The sequence below is a fragment of the Methylorubrum populi genome, assembly GCF_002355515.1.
GTDB lineage: Bacteria > Pseudomonadota > Alphaproteobacteria > Rhizobiales > Beijerinckiaceae > Methylobacterium > Methylobacterium populi_A.
Genome location: NZ_AP014809.1, coordinates 2,190,453 through 2,207,164 on the forward strand (window position 1 = coordinate 2,190,453; position 16,712 = coordinate 2,207,164).

The window sequence follows — 16,712 nt, forward strand, 5'->3', positions numbered from 1 at the left end:
TGCCGGACCACGCCGGCCAAGGCCCCCGCCGAGCACGAGACGCCATGACCCTCGACCAGTTGCGCATCTTCGTGGCGGTTGCCGAGCGCCAGCACGTCACGCGGGCGGCCGAGGCGCTGAACCTCGTCCAGTCGGCGGTCAGCGCCGCCATCAGCGCACTGGAGACTCGGCACGCCGTCAAGTTGTTCCACCGGGTCGGCCGGGGCATCGAACTGACCGAAGCGGGCGGCGTCTTTCTCAGCGAGGCTCGCGCGGTGCTCGCCCGCGCCCAGGCGGCCGAACAGGTGCTCGCGGACCTCAGCGGCTTGCGGCGCGGCACGCTGTCCATCCAGGCGAGCCAGACCATCGCCAGCCACTGGCTCCCCCGGCACCTCGTCGCCTTTCGGGCGGCCTATCCCGACATCGTCCTGCGGCTCGGCATCGGCAACACCGCCGAAGCCGCCGAGGCGGTCCGAGCCGGGACGGCGGAACTCGCCTTCGTGGAGGGCCCGATCGAGGACGGCAGCCTCGCGAGCACTCCGGTCGCCGAGGACCGGCTGATCCTCGTCATCGCGCCTGATCACCCGTTGGCCGCACGCGCGCGGTCGGGACGATCCGACCTCGCTTCAGTCTCCTGGGTGCTGCGCGAACCCGGATCGGGCACGCGCTCCGCCTTCGAGGCGGCGATCGTCGCGCTGGGCATCGCACCGGACGCACTCACGGTTGCCCTCGAACTGCCGTCGAACGAGGCTGTCCTCGCCGCCGTCGTGGCGGGGGCCGGGGCGAGCGTTCTATCCGAAGCGGTGGTCGGACCCTCTCTGCGAACCGGAGCGCTCGTCGCCGTGCCCTTCGCTCTGCCGACGCGAACCTTCCGGGTCCTGCGCCACAAGGAGCGCTACCGCAGTCGCGCCGCCGACGCCTTGCTCGACCTGATCCGTGCCGCCCCCTGACGGGGGGCGGCCCTTCAAGCGACCTCGACCCACACACGGTGCCAGGAGGCGCTGAGGTAGCCCTTGAAGTTCCACGTCTCGTCCGGCCGCGCCGGCTGGGTCTGCCCGGCGCTGTCCCAGGCGCGCACCACGAGGTCGCGCTCGCCGGACGGAAGGTCCAGCACGATCTCCCAGAACGTCCAGGCGAAGGGAGCGCCGGCCTCGTGTTCCAGCGTAGCTTGATGCCAGGACCGACCGCCATCGCCCGAGACATCGACGCGCACGATCGCCCGATCTCCCGCGATGGCGTACCCGCGAATGGTGGTCTCGCCCGCCTTGAGCCGGGCTCCGCGCGCGGGCTCGCAGATCGCGGCGTTGAGCGGCATCGTTTCGATGGTGTGGCCTTTCGCGGGATTGGCGGTCTCGGCCGTCACGTCCGGCGGGAACAGCTTGTAGTCGTCGGCTTGCATCGGGTTGGTCGAGGGATGGTCCTGCACCGTGATGCGCTTCAGCCATTTCGGGCTGCGCACGCCCGCGAAGCCCGGCACGACGGCCCGCACGGGGAAGCCGTGCTCGGGCAACAGCGATGCCCCGTTCATCGCGAAGGCCAGCAGTGTCTCGCCGGCGACCGCCTTGGCGAGCGGGATCGAGACGCCGTAGGGCCGTCCCTCCACCACATCTTGGCTCTCGAAGGCCACATGGAGGTCCGAGTGGAGGTTCGCTCCTGGCGCTACGCCCGCCGCACGCAGGACGTCGCCGAGGCGGACGCCGGTCCAGTCCGCCGTCCCGATGGCGCCGCCGTCCCAAGGATCGCCCGAGACTGGGGCGACCGCCCGCATATCGGCGCGGCGGTTGCCGGCGCACTGCATCGTGGCCGTGACGGTCGCCTCGGGAAAACGCGCGCGCAGATCCGCCAGCGACAGATCGAGGGGACCGACATGCGCGCCATCGACGGACAGGCGCCATGCGGCGGCGTCGATCTCCGGCAGGTCGCCGTGGGAGCGGACGTAGAAGTCTTCCGCAGGGGTCCGGTAACGGGCCCGCAGGCGGGTCAGCGGTGGCTCGGCATTGTAGGGGCGCTCCCCATGAACGATCAGGCGCGCCATACGCTCGGTCAAGCTCGACATGGGTGTCTCTATCGCAGAAGGTCGGACTCCAACGCGCTCATACGCGCCGGGTGGCAGGCCTATTTCAGGCGATGCCGAGCAGGCGGATCAGCCCGAGGCTCACGGCCGTCAGGGCGGCGAGCGAAGCGACTACCGCCAGGGTGACGCGTGGTCCCGCCTTGGCGACGCTGCGCACGTCGACGCCGAGGCCGAGGGCCGCCATCGACACGATGGTCAGCGCGTTCGCCGCCGCGGCCATGGGGTGCAAAGCCGCTTCGGGAACGAGCTCCGCGGAGCGAAGACCCGTCAAGGCCAGGAAGGCGAGGATGAACCACGGCACCAGCCGGTGCAGCGGCATCCGGCCCGAGGCGGGGCGCTCGCCGGCCGTGCGGTGCGGTACGGTCACGCCCGTCCCCGCGCGCAGCCAGCTAATCCCGAGCGAGAGAGCCAGGACCACTGGCCCAAGCATCAGCACGCGGACCAGCTTGACCAGGGTGCCGACTTGGACGCTGAGGGCGGCCACCGGGGCGGTTGCGGCGAGAACCTGCGGCACGGCGTAGACCGTGAGCCCCGCGAGCACACCGTACTGCATCGGTGAGAGTCCGAGCAGCGGCACGAGCAGCGGCAACCCGAGAACGACGAGAACGCCGAGCACGGCGGTGAAGGCGATGGAAGAGGCGACGTCCTCGCCGTCCGCGTCGATCACCGGGGCCGCCGCCGCGATCGCCGAGTTTCCACAGATCGAGTTGCCGCAGGCGACGAGGATGGCCAGGCGCGGGGTCAACCCGAGAACTCGGCCGATGCCGTAGCTCGCCGCAATGGCGAGGGCCACCACCACCGCGATGCCGACGAGGAGCCCCGGCCCGGCCGCGAGCAGCGTCCCGAGGCTGAGCGAGGCGCCGAGCAGGACGACGGCGATTTCCAGGACGGTCTTGGCGCCGAACGCGATACCGCGAGCGAAGCGCCGACCAGGGTTCCAGGCCGTGCGGACGGCCGTGCCCAGCACGATGGAGAGGACCAGAGCCTCCAGCCACGCACGGCCGAAGATATGCTTCTCGACCATCTCCAGCCCGAGGGCGGCGCCCGTCACCGCGAGGCAAAGGCTCAGGCCGGGCAGGATGGAAGACAGAGCAAGCGCGCGTGATCGGAGAAAGGCTGCTGCGGGCATGGTGCGTGCACCTCGCGGACTGGATCTGCCACGACCATGACCGCGTCCATTCGTTCGATCCAACGGAACGTATCGATCATTTTGATCACGCGATGCGATGATTTGGCTGGGGACGACGAACGTCGTGCTTTGGCTTGAAGCCAGTCTTGTCGATTGGGCAACCCGAGTTTGCGGCTTCGCTGATATCAGGGAACGTTGTAGATTACCGCTGACTAGGTTTCTTGAGACAGAAACCGTTGAGGTCAGAGGCGGGCCGTCAGGTTGGTGAACGGGCGGATCAATCGGATGCCTGAGTGACGGCACGGTCGATGTTCACCCTCTCCGCCCAGTCCTTGGCCTCGGACTGACCTTGGAGGTCGATGAGACGAGCGCCGCTGACATCGACGTTCTTGAAGTCCGCGCCCGTGACCGTAGCACCGGTCAAATTGGCCCCGGACAAGTCTGAGCCCATCAGCACCACGCCAGTGAGATCGGCATCCTTAAGATTCGCATACTCCAGGCGTGACCGGCCGAGGTTGGCTCCCTTGAGGTTCGCGCCCGACAGGTTCACCGAGGTGAACACCGCCCGCATCAGACCCATGGACTGATTCTTGATGTTGGCTCCGCCCTTGAGATCGACCAGCGTGGCGCTGCTCATGTTGGCGCCCTTGAAATCGCCGATGGGCATGGACCGGCTGAGGTCGGCCCCGCTGAGGTTGGCCTCCCGCGCAGTGATGCCGAACATTTTCGCGTCCGCGAGCTTGGCCCCGGAAAGGTCTGCCTTCAGGAGCCATGCCTGTTCGAGGTTTGCGCCGCTGAGGTCGGCGCCGCGTAGATTGGCCTTGTTCAGGCGCGCAGTTCGTAAGTTGACGCCCCGGAGATTCAACCCGGAGAGATCGAGGCCCGACAGCGCCTTGTCGTGCAGGTCGATGGGCTTACCGTCCGCGGCCTGGATCATCGCCTCTACGTCGGCGCGGCTCATCTCGGCCTTCGTCATGGCAGGCGAGGACATGTCGGCTCCGAGCAGCAGATCTTGTTCGGCCGCGGCGGGGCCGGCAGCGAAGACGGCGAGCATGAAGCTGAGGGCTAAGCGGCGCATCGGTTTACTCCCGGCGGGCGCCACGCATGGCGGGCACCCTTATCGTGTTCGTTGTGTCGCGATGCTATGCCGGGCCGCTGCACCCGGTCGGTGACCCAGGTCACACAAATCCGGCGCGGCGGGAGGAAAACGCAACGCGCGCCGGACGATCAACCCGTCGTCATGGCCGGGGGACCACGCCAGCCATGACGGATGCCCAAAAGGTCGAGGGGTGGATCGACCGGTTTCCGCTTCTTCAAGCTCTCAGCCCGGCGCATCTTCAGATCGCTCGGGGAACCGTGCATTTCCCGGTGCTGGATGCAGGCGCCATCGCCTACGAACTAAATGGCGAGTGTGCCAACTACCTGATGTGCCTGGAGGGACGCACGCGGATCTTCCGGATGTCGGAGGGCGGACGCGAGGTGCTGATCTACAAGGTTGGCCCGGGCGGCACCTGCCCCCTCACCACTCAGTGTCTCCTGTCCGGCGGCACCTTTCCGGCGCAGAGCGTGGCCGAGGAGCGGACCGAACTCGCGGCCCTGCCGGTCGGCACGTTCCAGCACCTGATCGGCGACAGCGCGGCGTTCCGCAGATTCGTCATGGATGACTACACGCGATTGATGTCCGGCCTGTTCACGCTGATCGACGAGGTCGCGTTCGCACCGCTAAAGCAGCGCCTCGCGCAACGCCTCCTCGCTGAAGCCGATCCGCGGGGCGTCGCCGCGGTGACCCATCAAAAGCTCGCGGACGATGTCGGAAGCGTGCGCGAGGTGGTGAGCCGCATTCTGGCACAATGGGCCGAGGCGGGCCTGATCGAACTTCGTCGAGGCGCGGTCGAGATTGTTGACCGGACCCGCTTGGAGGCCGCCGGGCGGCGGTGACTGGCGGCGTGCTGGTGTCCATTTTTGAGGCCGACGCCAATCGAGCTTTACGACTGGGTTGGTTCGGTAGGGCCTTGTCTGCTCTTTTTGGCAAGCCCTCCCCAGAGCAGACAGGCCACTACTGGCCAGAAGTTGCCGAACCGGGTCCATTGAACTGCCTGGAAGCGGACATTCCGACCGTCTGCAATGGGTCAGGAGTTCGCTCCCAGTCTTGACGAGATGGCGGCCTCGCTGGGCGACGCGGCATAGACGAGGCGTCAACCGCGGTGCGGTAGGACATGCCATGCCGATCATCCGCCGCGTCATCTACGCCAACCTCAGCTATGATTTGAAAAGGAAGCTCGATGAGAGGAATCTCGAACGCAGGAGGCAGCGCCTCAGGCCGGAGAAGCCTCCAGGTCGGCAGCTATTTGTCGAGATGCTGGAGGGGCACACGCTCCCCTGGCTCCCCCTGTTCCAGGTCGCTCCGCTGGCCCAACACTTCCGGGAGATCATCGCGAAGGAACGCGACCTCCTGATCAAGGAAGTCCGACTGGAACGCGACCGTGACCCGGAGGCAATTATTATCAAGCTGCCGCAGCGCTTCGTAAATGCATGGCAGGGGCTGCAAATCCCGAGCCGAGGCGAACACTCGTTCACTCGAAGATGTCACGTGCCGACCTACTCCAGCGACTGGTTCGGCATGTCGCGGGACAGAACCTGGGTCACCAGCAAGCTCCACGATCCACCCGAGCTGGAGGACGTTCGGGCCCTTTCGCTATACGTAAACCAACTGGCCGGCCTCGACGAGAACGGCGTCCCGCCTCGCCGGCCGCGACAGCGACCCATTCCCGATGACGACGTCGAGGCCCTGGGTGACCTCGCGCCCTAGCTGCCGCGCAGCCAAGCCTTGTTCTGCCGGCACGCGGTTGCGAGTTGGCCGTCGAAGGACCCCTGCAGCCGGGCGCGCAGCTCGCGGCATTCAGCCACCAGGAACGCTAGGGGGCCCCGGAATAGTTCGGATGCGACGCGATCACGAGGCGCCTTGCGAGCGCAACGAACCGAGCGAGCCGACAGGCCCGTGCGGCCGGCGGGCTCGCCGGGGCCCCACCCGCGAAGTCGCCCGCAGTACATCGTCATCCCGAGCGCCCGGCATTCGGCTGGGTTTCCCCGCCCGGATAGGATCCGAAGGACGCGGAACTGCGCCCGTCACGCGCACCCTCAGGGCTTGGCCGGTACTCTGGCTTAGCTATCGCAACCGGTCGCGCAGCGCGTTCCGGTCGATCCAGCCATCCTCCATGGCAGATACCACCAGCATGACGACGACGATCGCGGTGGTGTGGCTCTCCGCGCGCCAGTAGGCGGTCACGGCCTTCGCGAGAGGCTCATCGGCGAGCGCCTTGTAATCCGCATCATCCAGGAAGCCGTAGAGCTTGGCCGTCAAGCCAATCGCGATTTTCCGATGACGCCGAGGAACTTGCGATTCGTCGACAGGGAGAAGCCGTAGGAGATGCCGGCATACGCCGCCACGACGACGTAGAGCCATGCGAACTCTGCACTGCCGGCATTGCCTTTGGCACCGTCGACGGCGAGAACCTCGATCGCCGCGGTTGCCCTGGCCATCAGCCCTTCCGGCGGGGGATGGTCGCCCAAGCCTACAGGCACGAGGATCTTGTGGATAACCGATCTTCCTTGTGTCACGCCCGAACCTGGACCGAGGGCCATTAGGAGCGCGATATTGCCTCGCTGACTGGATTTAAGGTTATTTGGCCCGTTGCGCCAACGGCTCCGACTTTGAGGCTGGCGGGCGGCTCCTCGCCCGTCCCGAGCGCATGAAAAAGCCATCCCCTAGCAAATGCCACATCCTCTGCTTTCACCAGGCCAGCTTGCTTGAACACAACCATGGTTCGCCGCCTGGACATTTCAACTAACTGGCAACAGGCTCGCCATCACTTGTAGATCACTTGGGATTTGCGTGATGTCGAAGCGGAGCCGGTATGACTTGGGCGCGATCATGCGCCGGTCGTGGTCTTTGGCGAGAGAGGCGGCGACAACAATCGGCGATGGGGCGCGGGCTCATCTTGCTGGTGCGATGCGCCGCGCCTGGGCTGATGCTAAGGCGGCTGTCGCGCAAGAGACCGAAAAAGCTTGCCTGACATCCGACGATCTAATCGGTCATGAGGAAGACTACCAGGGTAGGCTACTAAAGTATGTCGGCATCAAGCCGTGGTCCTCTAAGGATGGCTACGACAAACGCGACTACATCGTTTGCGAAGTCAACGGCCGTCTCAAAGACAAAAATTTGATGTACTTTCACAGGTCCGGCCAAGTTGATCTCTTTCACTTTGAGGTTGACACCCCTTATGGAAAAATTTGGTGCCACGACAACATTGAGTCTGAACTTCTCGCCTGAGGTGACAAGCGCCAGGTATCGGCATCCCGGCCCCGAGAAGAGGGCGGCCTAAGCCCCTAGCGGTCTGCCTGTACGGAACGACCGTGTGACCCCGCCCCGTCTAGTCGTAGTCAATGCTAACCCCGCGGGCCCATTGGAGGATGATGAGGTTGCTCGCCGTACCCGATGTCTCGCGGGTGCCGTAGCGGCCGCGGCCTTGCAGGAGGATGCGGGGGCCAGGCTCCATGGTGAGCCAGGCGCAGGCCCCCGGGCAGTTTTAAGGCTAAGGCGTCTGCAACTCGCGTGAGGCTGCCGTGGCCCACGCGGTCTCTGGCGGGCACATCCTCGCTCGACGGGAGACGGGTGAGGCGACGCCGGCATCGGGGGGTAGCGTTGGGCAAGCGGGCAGCCCTACCATGCAACGGACAACACACCGGGGTCAGCGGGCCGGCACGGCCGCGGTGCGCAGGTTGGGCGAAGGGGCCGCCGTTTTCACGAGGTCGGTATCATCGTCCCCGAAGGCAGCCTTGCGCAGCCCGATCGCCTCGGCGAGCTGGTAGGCCCGCCTCGGGCTGGTATCGCAATCGTGGTCGCCTTCGAGGAAGCGCCGGTGCTCCCCCGGCGCGCCAGGTCGCCAGGGATCGATGGACGTCTTCGGATCGGACGCCCATCCGGCAGATCCGGGCCCGAGACATGTCGAGGAGGACCTGCTTTTCGGAGAGGTAGCTGGCCGCACAATCGGTGCGGACGGCACGCTTGCGGACGCCGATACCCGGCTTATCCGAGCCGTAGAGGATGTCCTCCGCGATGGAGGAGACGCTGTACATCTGGCAGACCCCCGGGGCGCAAAGGACCGAATCGTTGTTTTCGCGCCACGCGATAGAGAAGGTGCCATCAAAAGCGACAGTGTCCAGACGGACTAGGCCGAAGGAGGCAAACGCGCGACCACGGCCAAGGTTCCGCAGCGTCTAGTCATCCTTCGGCTCGGGTGCCGCGCGGTAGATCCCGTCTCGATCCTTGACCGTGGCCACGAACAGCGGCGTACCGTACATCTCGCGCTGCTTCTGCTCGAACGTGCGCGGCACCCCGCGCTGGAAGCGGTCGCCGATCCGTGCGGCCCGCTCCTCCCACTCCGACCGGATCTTCTGCACTCGACGCATGATGAAATCCCGGTCGCGCAGGAGGGCGGCCTTCGGGTCGGCAGCGAGCCCGTTCTGCACCGGCACCGTCAGGGTTAGGCCGAGGAACGTGACCATGCCCTCGGCCAGGTCCGCGTCGACGAAGGGCGGGACCTTCGTGGCGACGGGGTCCTCGTGCGGTTGCCGGGGCATGTCGAACTTCTCCGCTAGCCAGCGCAGGTTCTTGCGGTACTCGCCCCCCATGGCCTCGTCCGCTCGGGCGAAGATCGGGAACTGGCGATCGAGGTCCTCGTCGAGGAGCAGCTTGGCCTTCGCGGCCGCGTGAAGGCGCGGGAACTCGGAGGCGGGCTGCCAGTACCACCACAACTTCCTGGCCTCGGCCTTCGCCTCGTCGGTCGCGAGCAGGGCGACGAGCGCGGCGTCAGGCGTCGGCGCGGCGGGCGCGGGCGCCGGGGCGACAGGGGGAACGACGGGGGTGGGAGCGGTCATCGGTCGCGAATCGGTCATCGTGTTTTTCGGGGTCGCGGGCGGCAGCGTGCCCTCGGCCCGCGCATGCCTCAACGCCCGGCGCCGCTCGGCGCGCGCGGCTCGGAAGCGCAGGATCCTGGCCCTCTCGGCCGCCGCGAGGATCCGGATGGGCTCGTGGCTGGCAGAGGCGTCGAGCCGGACCTGCAGGTCGGGGGTCTCGACCTCGGCCATGACGAAGGCCCAGAACGCCCGGTCGGCTCCGTCCCGTGCGATCGCGTCGAGCAGCCTCTGCCCCCGGTAGGTGCCCGTCTCGTAGCTCGGCGTCAGGGCGGTGCCCGTGAGCGCCTCGTCCAAGGCGGCGAGCCAGAGCCGTCGCCAGGCATGCATCTCGGACGCCAAGGCGGCCTCGGGCCGACGGCGCGATCCCGCCTTCGGCTGGGTCACCCGCCGGGATGGGATCGCCGACCCGAGCTTCACCAGCGTCGCCACCTTCAGCTGGAAGGAGGGCTCATCCGGGTGGGCCTGCAGGAACGACAGGTCACCCCTGTCCAGGAGCCGCGCGGCCGCCGTCCGCATTTCCGGCGGGCGCAGGCGCACCGAGAACGCCACGGCGACGTTGTGCCCGCGCTCATCCTTGGCCTCCTCGGCCTCTACCTTGAAGGCCGTCACGTGGTTGGCGAGGTCGGCGAGGGCGGGCTTCAGGTAGCGGATCCGGAGCGGCCCCATCCGGATCGGGGCGGGCATGCCGAGGATCTCGCCGAGCTCGGCGACCGGGATCGTCACCACGTGGGGCCGCGCGTCTGGCATGAAGCGGACCCGCTCGGCGGCGAGGCGGCCGACGAGATGACGGTAGAGCAGCGCGCCGCTCTTCGTCGCGAGGCCGGCGAGGACGGCGAGGTCGAGGTAGCCGTAGAGCCCCTGCCGCAGCAGCGGCGGCACCCACTCAGGCAGCGAGCAGCGGAACGCGTCGCCTATCGCCAGGTCCTGCCGCTCGCCCCCGAAGAGCCTCACGAGGCTGTCGGAGAGCTCGCGCGGCTGCACGGGACGGCCGCGCCCGCTCATCGCCACCAGGGCGGGGCGGACCGGGATCGCCGGCTCGTGGACCTGCGCCGGCAGGCCGTCGGGGTGCACCGCGATCGCGTAGGAGACGATCCACTCCCACAGCGCCACGTCCCGCGCTCCGAGCCTCGGGATGGCACAGAGGCGGCGGTCGAGGAGGTAGGCGACCGGACGCGGCACGGAGGGGGCAACGGCGGCGAAGGCTTGGGGCGAGGCGGTCGCCTGCCCAAGGTCGCCGCGCACGCCCGGGACGAAGGGCGCTCGCCGGGCGCGGGCGGACGGGGCGGAGGTCGCGGAGGGCTTGGTCGAGGCGGCCATGGCTATCGCTTGCAGATTTTCACCACCCGAGGGTACCACCCGGCGTGGCAGGAACAAGCCCCTTCCCCTCTGCGAAGGCGGCTCCGGACGGGCTCGGGACGGAGGCTCAGACGGTCCTCTAATACTAATCTATAGAACCTGGCGGGGGGCGGAGAGGGCGGGGAGCCCGGCCGGTGCGGGTGAGGATGGTCTCATCGATTAGTATTGTAGCGCGAAATCACACCTGCCCCGGACCCTTCCGTAGAGGGGAATGGCGCTGGGAATGGCGGGTGAAGGTGGTGCAAATCTTCATGCCCCGAGGGTCGATCCCGTGGTGAGGATCTTCACGTCGTCGGCAGGGGTGGTGAAGGTCTGAGCGCCCCGACCTCGATCCTTGCGTCCTGGGGAGCGACACTCCTGGCATGACCGAGACCGCCTTCGCCCCCGCCTTGACCCGCAAGCGCACGCCCGGCCAGCTCGCTATCCTGCAGCGGATGGAGGCCGACGCGCGCAAGCGCGAGGACGCCGAGCGGAAGCGGAAGGAACGGGCCGAGCGCAAGGCTAGCGGCCTTCCGGATCCGAGGGAGCTCGACCGGGCGCTGGTCGACGCGATCCGTGACGCGCCCCTGACCGGGGCCCGCGGGCCCGGGGGCCGGACGCATCCCAACGCCGTCCACGTCGAGGGCATCGTCCGCCGGGCCGCCCATGCCTTGCAGCGCCGGGGCTATGTGCCCGCCGCCACCGTCCCGGCTCTCGTCGCCCGCATCTCGCGCGACACCGTCGGCTAGCCCGCCGGTCCCCGGGGAGGGACCGCGTCCGCTCCCGGCCCGGCGGTGTGTTGTCCGTCGCACGGCCGCCTCCGAGCCTGCCCCTCGCTGGAACCGACTTGGCGCCCGGGATGGACCATCCGCCCGGGCGCCCCTTCCGGCAGGCGATGGAGCGACCCCGTGGGCTACCGAAACACTCCCGTCATCGTGCGGCCCTCCGACCTGAGGGGCGAGCACGTCCCGCAGGCGGTCGCGCAGGCCGTCAGGCACGGCACGGCGCGCTTGGTCGGCTTCGATCCGGGCGAGGATCCCCGCGCCATGCTGCGCGCCCGCCGCGAGACGTCGGCGACGTCCCGGCCGGCGCGCGTCGAGGCGTGATCCGGGCCGGGGAGGCCCGGGGGCGGGTCCCTCCCCGGGGGGGTCAAGGCCTTCAGGTCATGCGGTCAAGGCTCCGGCGGCTCACACAAGTTCGGTTTGGGTACGCACCCCGCGTACCTCGTGCAGTTTCAGGGACTTACAGGTGCGCACCGACGATCCGTTGAGGTACGCAGCGATCGAGATCGTCGAGGTGCGCACCCTGCGCGGCTACGACCGCAACGCGCGCACCCATTCCGACGAGCAGGTCGCGCAGCTCGCGGCCGCGATCCAACGCTTCGGCTTCACCAACCCGATCCTCGCGGACGACGACGGCGTCATCATCGCCGGCCACGGGCGCATGGCCGCGGCGCGCCGGCTCGGCCTCGACCGCGTCCCGTGCATCCGGGTCACCGGCCTGTCCGAGCAGGAGCGCGCCGCGCTGGTGCTGGCCGACAACCGGATCGCGCTGAACGCCGGCTGGGACGAGAAGGTGCTGGCCGAGGAGCTGCAGTCGCTGCAGGCCTCGATCGACGCCGGCGACCTCGACCTCGACCTCACCGGCCTCGGCTTCAGCGAGGCGGAGCTGAAGGAGCTCGGCGAGCTCCTCGCCCCCGAGCCGGAGAAGGAGGAGGTGCGCGAGATCCTCGTCGGCGAGGAGCACCCTCAACTTCGACGCCGGGCTCCTCTCGAACTGGAAGGATCTGCGCGACCAGGGCCTCTCGGTCCTGCGCCAGTTCATCGGCTTCCACCCGATCTTCGTCTCGCCCCGGCGGCAGAGCGACCCGACCGAGATCCTCGACGGGCACCGGCGCATCGGGCATTTCGACCGGGTCACCGGGGCCTACTCGACGCCCGAGCTCCTCGGCGAGGGGCTGCCCTCGCGCACCTTCCGGCCCGACGATTGGATCGGCTGGGAGGACGGCGGCGGCATCGCCATCGGCGAGACCGGGCAGCCCCTGCGCGGCATGCAGGTCACCGCGACCGCCTCCTGGCTGCAGCTCCTCCAGGGCCTGCTCGACCTCTCGGCCGCGATCCGCAACCTCTTCCCCGAGCTCAACGTCGGCCCGGCCTCGGATCCGAACTCCCTGTTCGGGGGCTTCAACCCGAGCGTGGTGATCGCCTCCGGCCGGATCGCGACCCTGACCCCGGACGAGCTGGAGCGCGGGATCCCGCAGGTCGGGAGCACGATCGCCGGCGGCTCCGGCTACACGGTCGTGAAGCGGGTGGTGACCAAGGTCGACCCGAAGCGGTTCGCGGAAGGGCCGCAGCCGGCCTCGGTCGGGCCGGTCTACGGCTCGAAGGGCAAGTTCGTCTACGTCCGCAAGGAGGGCGAGCCGAAGCCCGACCCCAAGGCGCCCTTCGCGATCAACCTCGACGTCACCTACTTCGACGTCGAGCTCGTCCTCGCCTACGTCGCCCGGATCAAGCGCGAGGAGATCGTCTCCTTCCTCCTGCTCAACGCCGCGTGCACGGATCCCGACGCGCCGATCAAGAGCCTGGACGTCCGGACCGAGGACCCCTCGATCGACCAGGTCTCGACGCCGTGGCTGCCGGTGACGCACTACGCGCCGGGGGACGTGCGCCGGTTCGGCTGGAACTGCTGGCAGGCGGCGAAGGACCACGTCTCGTCGGGCTCGTTCGCGGCCGACGTGCAGGCCGGGCGCTGGAGCCTGGCGCTCGCCGACCAGAGCTACGTCGGCGGCCCGGGGGGCGCCACGTTCTGGCGCACGCCGGCCGGGATCAACGCGCTCTACACGCTCGTCCTGAAGGCGGCGAAGCCGATCGCCCTCGCGCAGCGGCGCAACACTTACGAGTGGTCGGTCCCCTTCGAGGACATCGTCGCCTCGGGGTTCTCGACGGCATGGCGGGCCCGCATCGAGGCGGACGACGTCGACCTGCCGGGCGGCTGGGCCGAGGGCAAGGTCGTCTCGCTCACGATCAAGGACAGCGCCGCGGCGGGGAGCTACCCCAAGGCCACGATCCGGATCGCGAGCTGCGACGGCACCGGCGAGCCGGGCGAGCCGGGGGACCTGACCGTCGGCTACACCGGCGAGGCCTGGGATCGGGTGGCGATCGCGGCGTTCGCCGGGTTCCCGCCCACGCCCGGCCCGGTGCCGGGGGGCGAGGCCTACCTGGAGAACGGCGTCGCCGACCAGCTCGCCTACGTGCAGGCCCACGACTTCCGGGGGAACGTCCCCGGCCGCGACGACGCCAGCGCCAACGACCCGAAGCAGGTCCTGCGCAAGGTCCCGACCAGGATCATCCTCGCCATGAACCAGATCGGCGGCCAGGCCGGTCTCCAGGACTTCATCCCGCTCGCGGTCTCGGCCTGGCACGGCCCCCGCCAGTGCAACCCGCCGAGCCCCGACGATGTCTGACCTCGACGCCGCCTTCGCCACGCTGGTCCGCAACGTCCTGGAGGGATCGGAGCGGGACGCCGGCCGCGCCCCACTCGTGCCGGACCTGAAGGAGGGGTCGGCGCCGCCGATCGTCTCGACCGGCGACGGCGCCTCGTCCTCGCGCCTGGAGAGCGGCTCCTCGTCCTCGGCCGTCGAGCTCGGGGCGGAGGGGCCGGCGATGCGCGGGCGGCCGAACGACTTCGCCTGGCGCCCCCAGACCCGGGCCGAGATGTTGGCCTACCGGGAGAGCTACAGCCACCTCGGCACGGCCGCCGTCGGCGACACGGTGACCCTCGATCCCAATGAGGCGACCAACTTCGTCGTGAAAGCCTCCGGCAACGTCACGGTCGCCGTCGGCGCGCCGGACGCCCCGCCCGACCTCGACGCCCTCGCGCCGAGCCCGCAGTTCCTCCTCGGGCTGAAGCTCTGGCTCTACCGGCCGAAGGGCGCGGTCGCGTCGTGGTCTGGGGTGAAGTGGAGCAAGGACGTGCTCGACCCGGCCGGGGACGGGAGCAAGCCGTCGCTCCTCGCCGCGGCGGCCGCCGACGGCTGGGACAGCTACGTCCTCGTCGTCATCCCCGGGGTCGGGACGTTCGGCTACCTCGCCGGCCGGGGCTACGCCTGATGCTGACCCGGCCGCTCATGCTGAACCCGCCGGCGTTGCAGGCGCCCGCGCGCACGGCCGGTCAGTACGTGACCCCGGCCGGACGCTTCTACCGGATGACCTACGACGCCGCCCTCGACCGGCTGAACTTCTTCCGGGTGCGCGCGTCGGCCTTCAACGACCTCGTGACCTCGGTCTCGTCCGGCGCCCAGGTCGCGGCGCTCACCGCCGCCGGCCGGGTCGGGATCTGGAACGTCGGCTCGACCGGGCTCGCCGCGGCGCCGGTGGCCGACTACGCCTATCCGCCGTTCGTGACGGGCTACCAGCTCCACTCCGTCAACGCGGCCGCGGACGCCCTGTACACGGGGTCGGGCGGCAGCTTCCTCATCCGCAACCTCGCGACCGGGGCATCCTCGGGCGCGATCCCCGGGCAGTCAGGCTTCAGCACGGCGAGCTTCACCTACGGCACCGGCGACGGCTGGGTCGCGCAGATCCAGCAGGCCAACGGCACGCAGCCCGGCACCACGCCCTGGAGCTACGAGACCAGCGCCAACGTGACCCGCCTCCGCATCGCCTACGCGGTCAACTCGGCCGGCGCGACCGCGCTCGCCCGCGTCGCGCCCGGCGGGCTCCAGGCCCTGCCGTTCACCGGGGTCCCGCGCGTGCTCGACCGGGCCAACACGGTGTTCTGGGTGCGGGTCGTCCTCGGGGACGTGACCCGCGCCTTCGGCCGGCAGAGCTTCGTCGCGACGTCCGCGACGGTCGACGTGGACGAGATCGACGTCGAGATGTTGGAGGACGGCTCCGCCCTTGTCTCGATGGTGAGGGCGTCCTGGTACGGGATCGTCCGGGCCGACCTCACCGGCGCCAGCTTCGTGCCGCTCTCCGTCTTCTACTCGCGGCGCGACGCCGTGCCCTGCTCGGTCGCGAACGGGCTCTACACTTCCCGGGCGCAGCAATGGGGGTCGGGCAGGGACGTCTTCGTCGGCCAGTACAGCCTCCTGGCGAGCGCGCTCCTGCCCGGCGCCGTCGGGCTGTTCCGGGGACCGGGCGTCGCCGATCCGGCCACCGGTGCGACGCTGGCCGCGCGCTTCCGGAGCGTCTCGCTCGACGGCACGACGCTCGTGGACGGGCCCCCGCCGTCGGGCGGGGGCGGCGGCCTGATCGGCATCCCGCACCTCGGCGCGCTCCTCGCCTACACCGCGAACTCGACGGCGGCGATGATCTCGTTCGACGCGGGCGCGACCTGGCGGGCGGTCACCACCTTCCGCAGCGCGTCCGACAATACGGCGCCGGTCCTCGGCGTGCCGGACTGGGCCGACCTGCGCGCGGCCACGCCGCTCTTCATCGTCTGAGGACGTGCTGCAGGGCCCCGGGCCCTCGCTCGCGCACGACCTCCTCGACGACGTCGTAGAAGGGGAGCCGGGGTTCGTAGACCGCGACGTCCTCGGCGGCCGCGATGATCCTCGGCCGGTCCCGTCCCGGCAGGATCAGCACCTGCGCGCTCCCCCGCGTCGGGGTCCAGCGCGCGCCCTCGGCCTCCGCCTCGGAGACCTGCGACCGGGGCATGTTGCCGAATTCGTCGAGGACGGCGTCGCGGCCCGGCACCAGGATCCCTCGGGACACCGTCCCGTAATCGCCGGGCTCGCGCTCGCCGCCGAACACCTGCCGGGCGAGGTAGCGCGCCGCGGTGGGCAGGACGTAGACGAGGGCGGCCGGGGCGTCGCCGGGGACGGGCCTGTACTTGAAGGCGTCGACCGTGAACTCCATGGGCCGGTCGAGGACCTGGACCGCGACCTCGCGCAGCCGTTTCCGGGCAGAGGCGGCGAGGTAGAGCACGGCCTCGTCGAGGGCGCTGCGGAGTTCCTTCGCCCGGGTGATGCCGGCCCGGCGTAGGGCGGAGACGTCAATCTTGAGGCGGGTGGAGGCCATAAGCGGGAAGTTCGCCCCGGCCCGTGAGACGGCCAACACACCGAGCGTCCGAAAACAGTCACCCCCCGGGAGTGGTTTTCAGCACCACCGATACTCCCCCGTTACTCCTACACAACGAAACGAGGCTACGGTTTTTAGAAACGAATTTCCGATCTGGACGCCGTCCGGACGATGGCCCCTCTGAGCCCGTGCGGGGCGC

General features: G+C 69.3%; 16 protein-coding genes and 1 pseudogene. 10 read left to right on the forward strand and 7 right to left on the reverse strand.

The window, feature by feature from the left end; all coding sequences use genetic code 11:
* Positions 1–44 precede the first annotated feature (44 nt).
* On the forward strand, positions 45–929 hold the full coding sequence (locus MPPM_RS09995) for a LysR substrate-binding domain-containing protein (protein ID WP_091950942.1): 885 nt from the start codon (positions 45–47) through the stop codon (positions 927–929).
* Between the two features lie 14 nt (positions 930–943).
* Here MPPM_RS09995 and MPPM_RS10000 read toward each other — a convergent pair whose 3' ends face one another.
* From MPPM_RS10000 to MPPM_RS10010, 3 genes are all read right to left on the reverse strand, one after another.
* Positions 944–2,035, reverse strand: coding sequence for a molybdopterin-dependent oxidoreductase (locus MPPM_RS10000; RefSeq protein ID WP_091950944.1), 1,092 nt, complete (start codon positions 2,033–2,035; stop codon positions 944–946).
* A gap of 64 nt (positions 2,036–2,099) precedes the next feature.
* Entirely contained in the window at positions 2,100–3,182 is a 1,083-nt protein-coding gene (locus MPPM_RS10005; protein WP_091950946.1) for a YeiH family protein, read from the reverse strand.
* Positions 3,183–3,459: 277 nt separating this feature from the next.
* The gene (locus MPPM_RS10010; RefSeq protein WP_091950948.1) at positions 3,460–4,260 is read right to left on the reverse strand and encodes a pentapeptide repeat-containing protein; all 801 of its coding nucleotides are present in this window, start codon (positions 4,258–4,260) and stop codon (positions 3,460–3,462) included.
* A gap of 185 nt (positions 4,261–4,445) precedes the next feature.
* On the opposite strand from MPPM_RS10010, the gene MPPM_RS10015 reads away from it, so the two are divergent.
* Both MPPM_RS10015 and MPPM_RS10020 read left to right on the forward strand, forming a co-directional pair.
* Positions 4,446–5,120: a Crp/Fnr family transcriptional regulator gene (locus MPPM_RS10015; protein WP_096484931.1), complete on the forward strand. Its 675-nt coding sequence runs from the start codon at positions 4,446–4,448 to the stop codon at positions 5,118–5,120.
* Positions 5,121–5,403: 283 nt separating this feature from the next.
* The gene (locus tag MPPM_RS10020) at positions 5,404–5,991 is read left to right on the forward strand and encodes a hypothetical protein (RefSeq protein WP_096484932.1); all 588 of its coding nucleotides are present in this window, start codon (positions 5,404–5,406) and stop codon (positions 5,989–5,991) included.
* A gap of 357 nt (positions 5,992–6,348) precedes the next feature.
* On the opposite strand, the gene MPPM_RS10025 is transcribed toward MPPM_RS10020, so the two are convergent.
* Positions 6,349–6,543 carry a hypothetical protein gene (locus tag MPPM_RS10025; protein ID WP_096484933.1) on the reverse strand — a complete coding sequence of 65 codons (195 nt, stop codon included), beginning with the start codon at positions 6,541–6,543 and terminating at the stop codon, positions 6,349–6,351.
* Complete coding sequence (locus MPPM_RS10030) at positions 6,540–6,722, reverse strand: hypothetical protein (protein ID WP_096484934.1); 183 nt, start codon at positions 6,720–6,722, stop codon at positions 6,540–6,542. The genes MPPM_RS10025 and MPPM_RS10030 overlap by 4 nt, the downstream gene beginning before the upstream one ends.
* A 379-nt stretch (positions 6,723–7,101) precedes the next feature.
* On the opposite strand from MPPM_RS10030, the gene MPPM_RS27955 reads away from it, so the two are divergent.
* Positions 7,102–7,512 (forward strand): hypothetical protein, encoded by a 411-nt coding sequence (locus tag MPPM_RS27955; protein WP_157914161.1) that lies wholly within the window; start codon positions 7,102–7,104, stop codon positions 7,510–7,512.
* A 947-nt stretch (positions 7,513–8,459) separates the two neighbouring features.
* On the opposite strand, the gene MPPM_RS10035 is transcribed toward MPPM_RS27955, so the two are convergent.
* Complete coding sequence (locus tag MPPM_RS10035; RefSeq protein ID WP_096484935.1) at positions 8,460–10,475, reverse strand: hypothetical protein; 2,016 nt, start codon at positions 10,473–10,475, stop codon at positions 8,460–8,462.
* A gap of 401 nt (positions 10,476–10,876) precedes the next feature.
* Between MPPM_RS10035 and MPPM_RS10040 the strand changes: the two genes are divergently transcribed.
* From MPPM_RS10040 to MPPM_RS10065, 6 genes and pseudogenes are all read left to right on the forward strand, one after another.
* Positions 10,877–11,242, forward strand: a complete 366-nt coding sequence (locus MPPM_RS10040) for a hypothetical protein (protein ID WP_096484936.1) — start codon at positions 10,877–10,879, stop codon at positions 11,240–11,242.
* Between the two features lie 159 nt (positions 11,243–11,401).
* Positions 11,402–11,599 carry a hypothetical protein gene (locus tag MPPM_RS10045; RefSeq protein ID WP_096484937.1) on the forward strand — a complete coding sequence of 66 codons (198 nt, stop codon included), beginning with the start codon at positions 11,402–11,404 and terminating at the stop codon, positions 11,597–11,599.
* 190 nt (positions 11,600–11,789) lie between these two features.
* Positions 11,790–11,975 (forward strand): annotated as a pseudogene (locus tag MPPM_RS28865) (ParB/Srx family N-terminal domain-containing protein); the annotation flags it as partial.
* Positions 11,976–12,543: 568 nt separating this feature from the next.
* Positions 12,544–13,956: a hypothetical protein gene (locus MPPM_RS28870; protein WP_096484938.1), complete on the forward strand. Its 1,413-nt coding sequence runs from the start codon at positions 12,544–12,546 to the stop codon at positions 13,954–13,956.
* On the forward strand, positions 13,949–14,602 hold the full coding sequence (locus MPPM_RS10060; protein WP_096484939.1) for a hypothetical protein: 654 nt from the start codon (positions 13,949–13,951) through the stop codon (positions 14,600–14,602). Before MPPM_RS28870 ends, MPPM_RS10060 begins: the two co-directional genes overlap by 8 nt.
* Complete coding sequence (locus MPPM_RS10065; RefSeq protein ID WP_096484940.1) at positions 14,602–15,936, forward strand: hypothetical protein; 1,335 nt, start codon at positions 14,602–14,604, stop codon at positions 15,934–15,936. The genes MPPM_RS10060 and MPPM_RS10065 overlap by 1 nt, the downstream gene beginning before the upstream one ends.
* On the opposite strand, the gene MPPM_RS10070 is transcribed toward MPPM_RS10065, so the two are convergent.
* Complete coding sequence (locus MPPM_RS10070; protein ID WP_096484941.1) at positions 15,926–16,513, reverse strand: hypothetical protein; 588 nt, start codon at positions 16,511–16,513, stop codon at positions 15,926–15,928. The genes MPPM_RS10065 and MPPM_RS10070 overlap by 11 nt on opposite strands.
* Positions 16,514–16,712: the final 199 nt, after the last annotated feature.

Bases quoted from the DNA above. Each gene is read 5' to 3' on its own strand.
- MPPM_RS09995 (WP_091950942.1), top strand. From the start codon at position 45: ATGACCCTCGACCAGTTGCGCATCTTCGTGGCGGTTGCCGAGCGCCAG.
- MPPM_RS10000 (WP_091950944.1), bottom strand. From the start codon at position 2,035: ATGTCGAGCTTGACCGAGCGTATGGCGCGCCTGATCGTTCATGGGGAG.
- MPPM_RS10005 (WP_091950946.1), bottom strand. From the start codon at position 3,182: ATGCCCGCAGCAGCCTTTCTCCGATCACGCGCGCTTGCTCTGTCTTCC.
- MPPM_RS10010 (WP_091950948.1), bottom strand. From the start codon at position 4,260: ATGCGCCGCTTAGCCCTCAGCTTCATGCTCGCCGTCTTCGCTGCCGGC.
- MPPM_RS10015 (WP_096484931.1), top strand. From the start codon at position 4,446: ATGACGGATGCCCAAAAGGTCGAGGGGTGGATCGACCGGTTTCCGCTT.
- MPPM_RS10020 (WP_096484932.1), top strand. From the start codon at position 5,404: ATGCCGATCATCCGCCGCGTCATCTACGCCAACCTCAGCTATGATTTG.
- MPPM_RS10030 (WP_096484934.1), bottom strand. From the start codon at position 6,722: ATGGCCAGGGCAACCGCGGCGATCGAGGTTCTCGCCGTCGACGGTGCC.
- MPPM_RS10035 (WP_096484935.1), bottom strand. From the start codon at position 10,475: ATGGCCGCCTCGACCAAGCCCTCCGCGACCTCCGCCCCGTCCGCCCGC.
- MPPM_RS10040 (WP_096484936.1), top strand. From the start codon at position 10,877: ATGACCGAGACCGCCTTCGCCCCCGCCTTGACCCGCAAGCGCACGCCC.
- MPPM_RS28870 (WP_096484938.1), top strand. From the start codon at position 12,544: ATGCAGGTCACCGCGACCGCCTCCTGGCTGCAGCTCCTCCAGGGCCTG.
- MPPM_RS10060 (WP_096484939.1), top strand. From the start codon at position 13,949: ATGTCTGACCTCGACGCCGCCTTCGCCACGCTGGTCCGCAACGTCCTG.
- MPPM_RS10065 (WP_096484940.1), top strand. From the start codon at position 14,602: ATGCTGACCCGGCCGCTCATGCTGAACCCGCCGGCGTTGCAGGCGCCC.
- MPPM_RS10070 (WP_096484941.1), bottom strand. From the start codon at position 16,513: ATGGCCTCCACCCGCCTCAAGATTGACGTCTCCGCCCTACGCCGGGCC.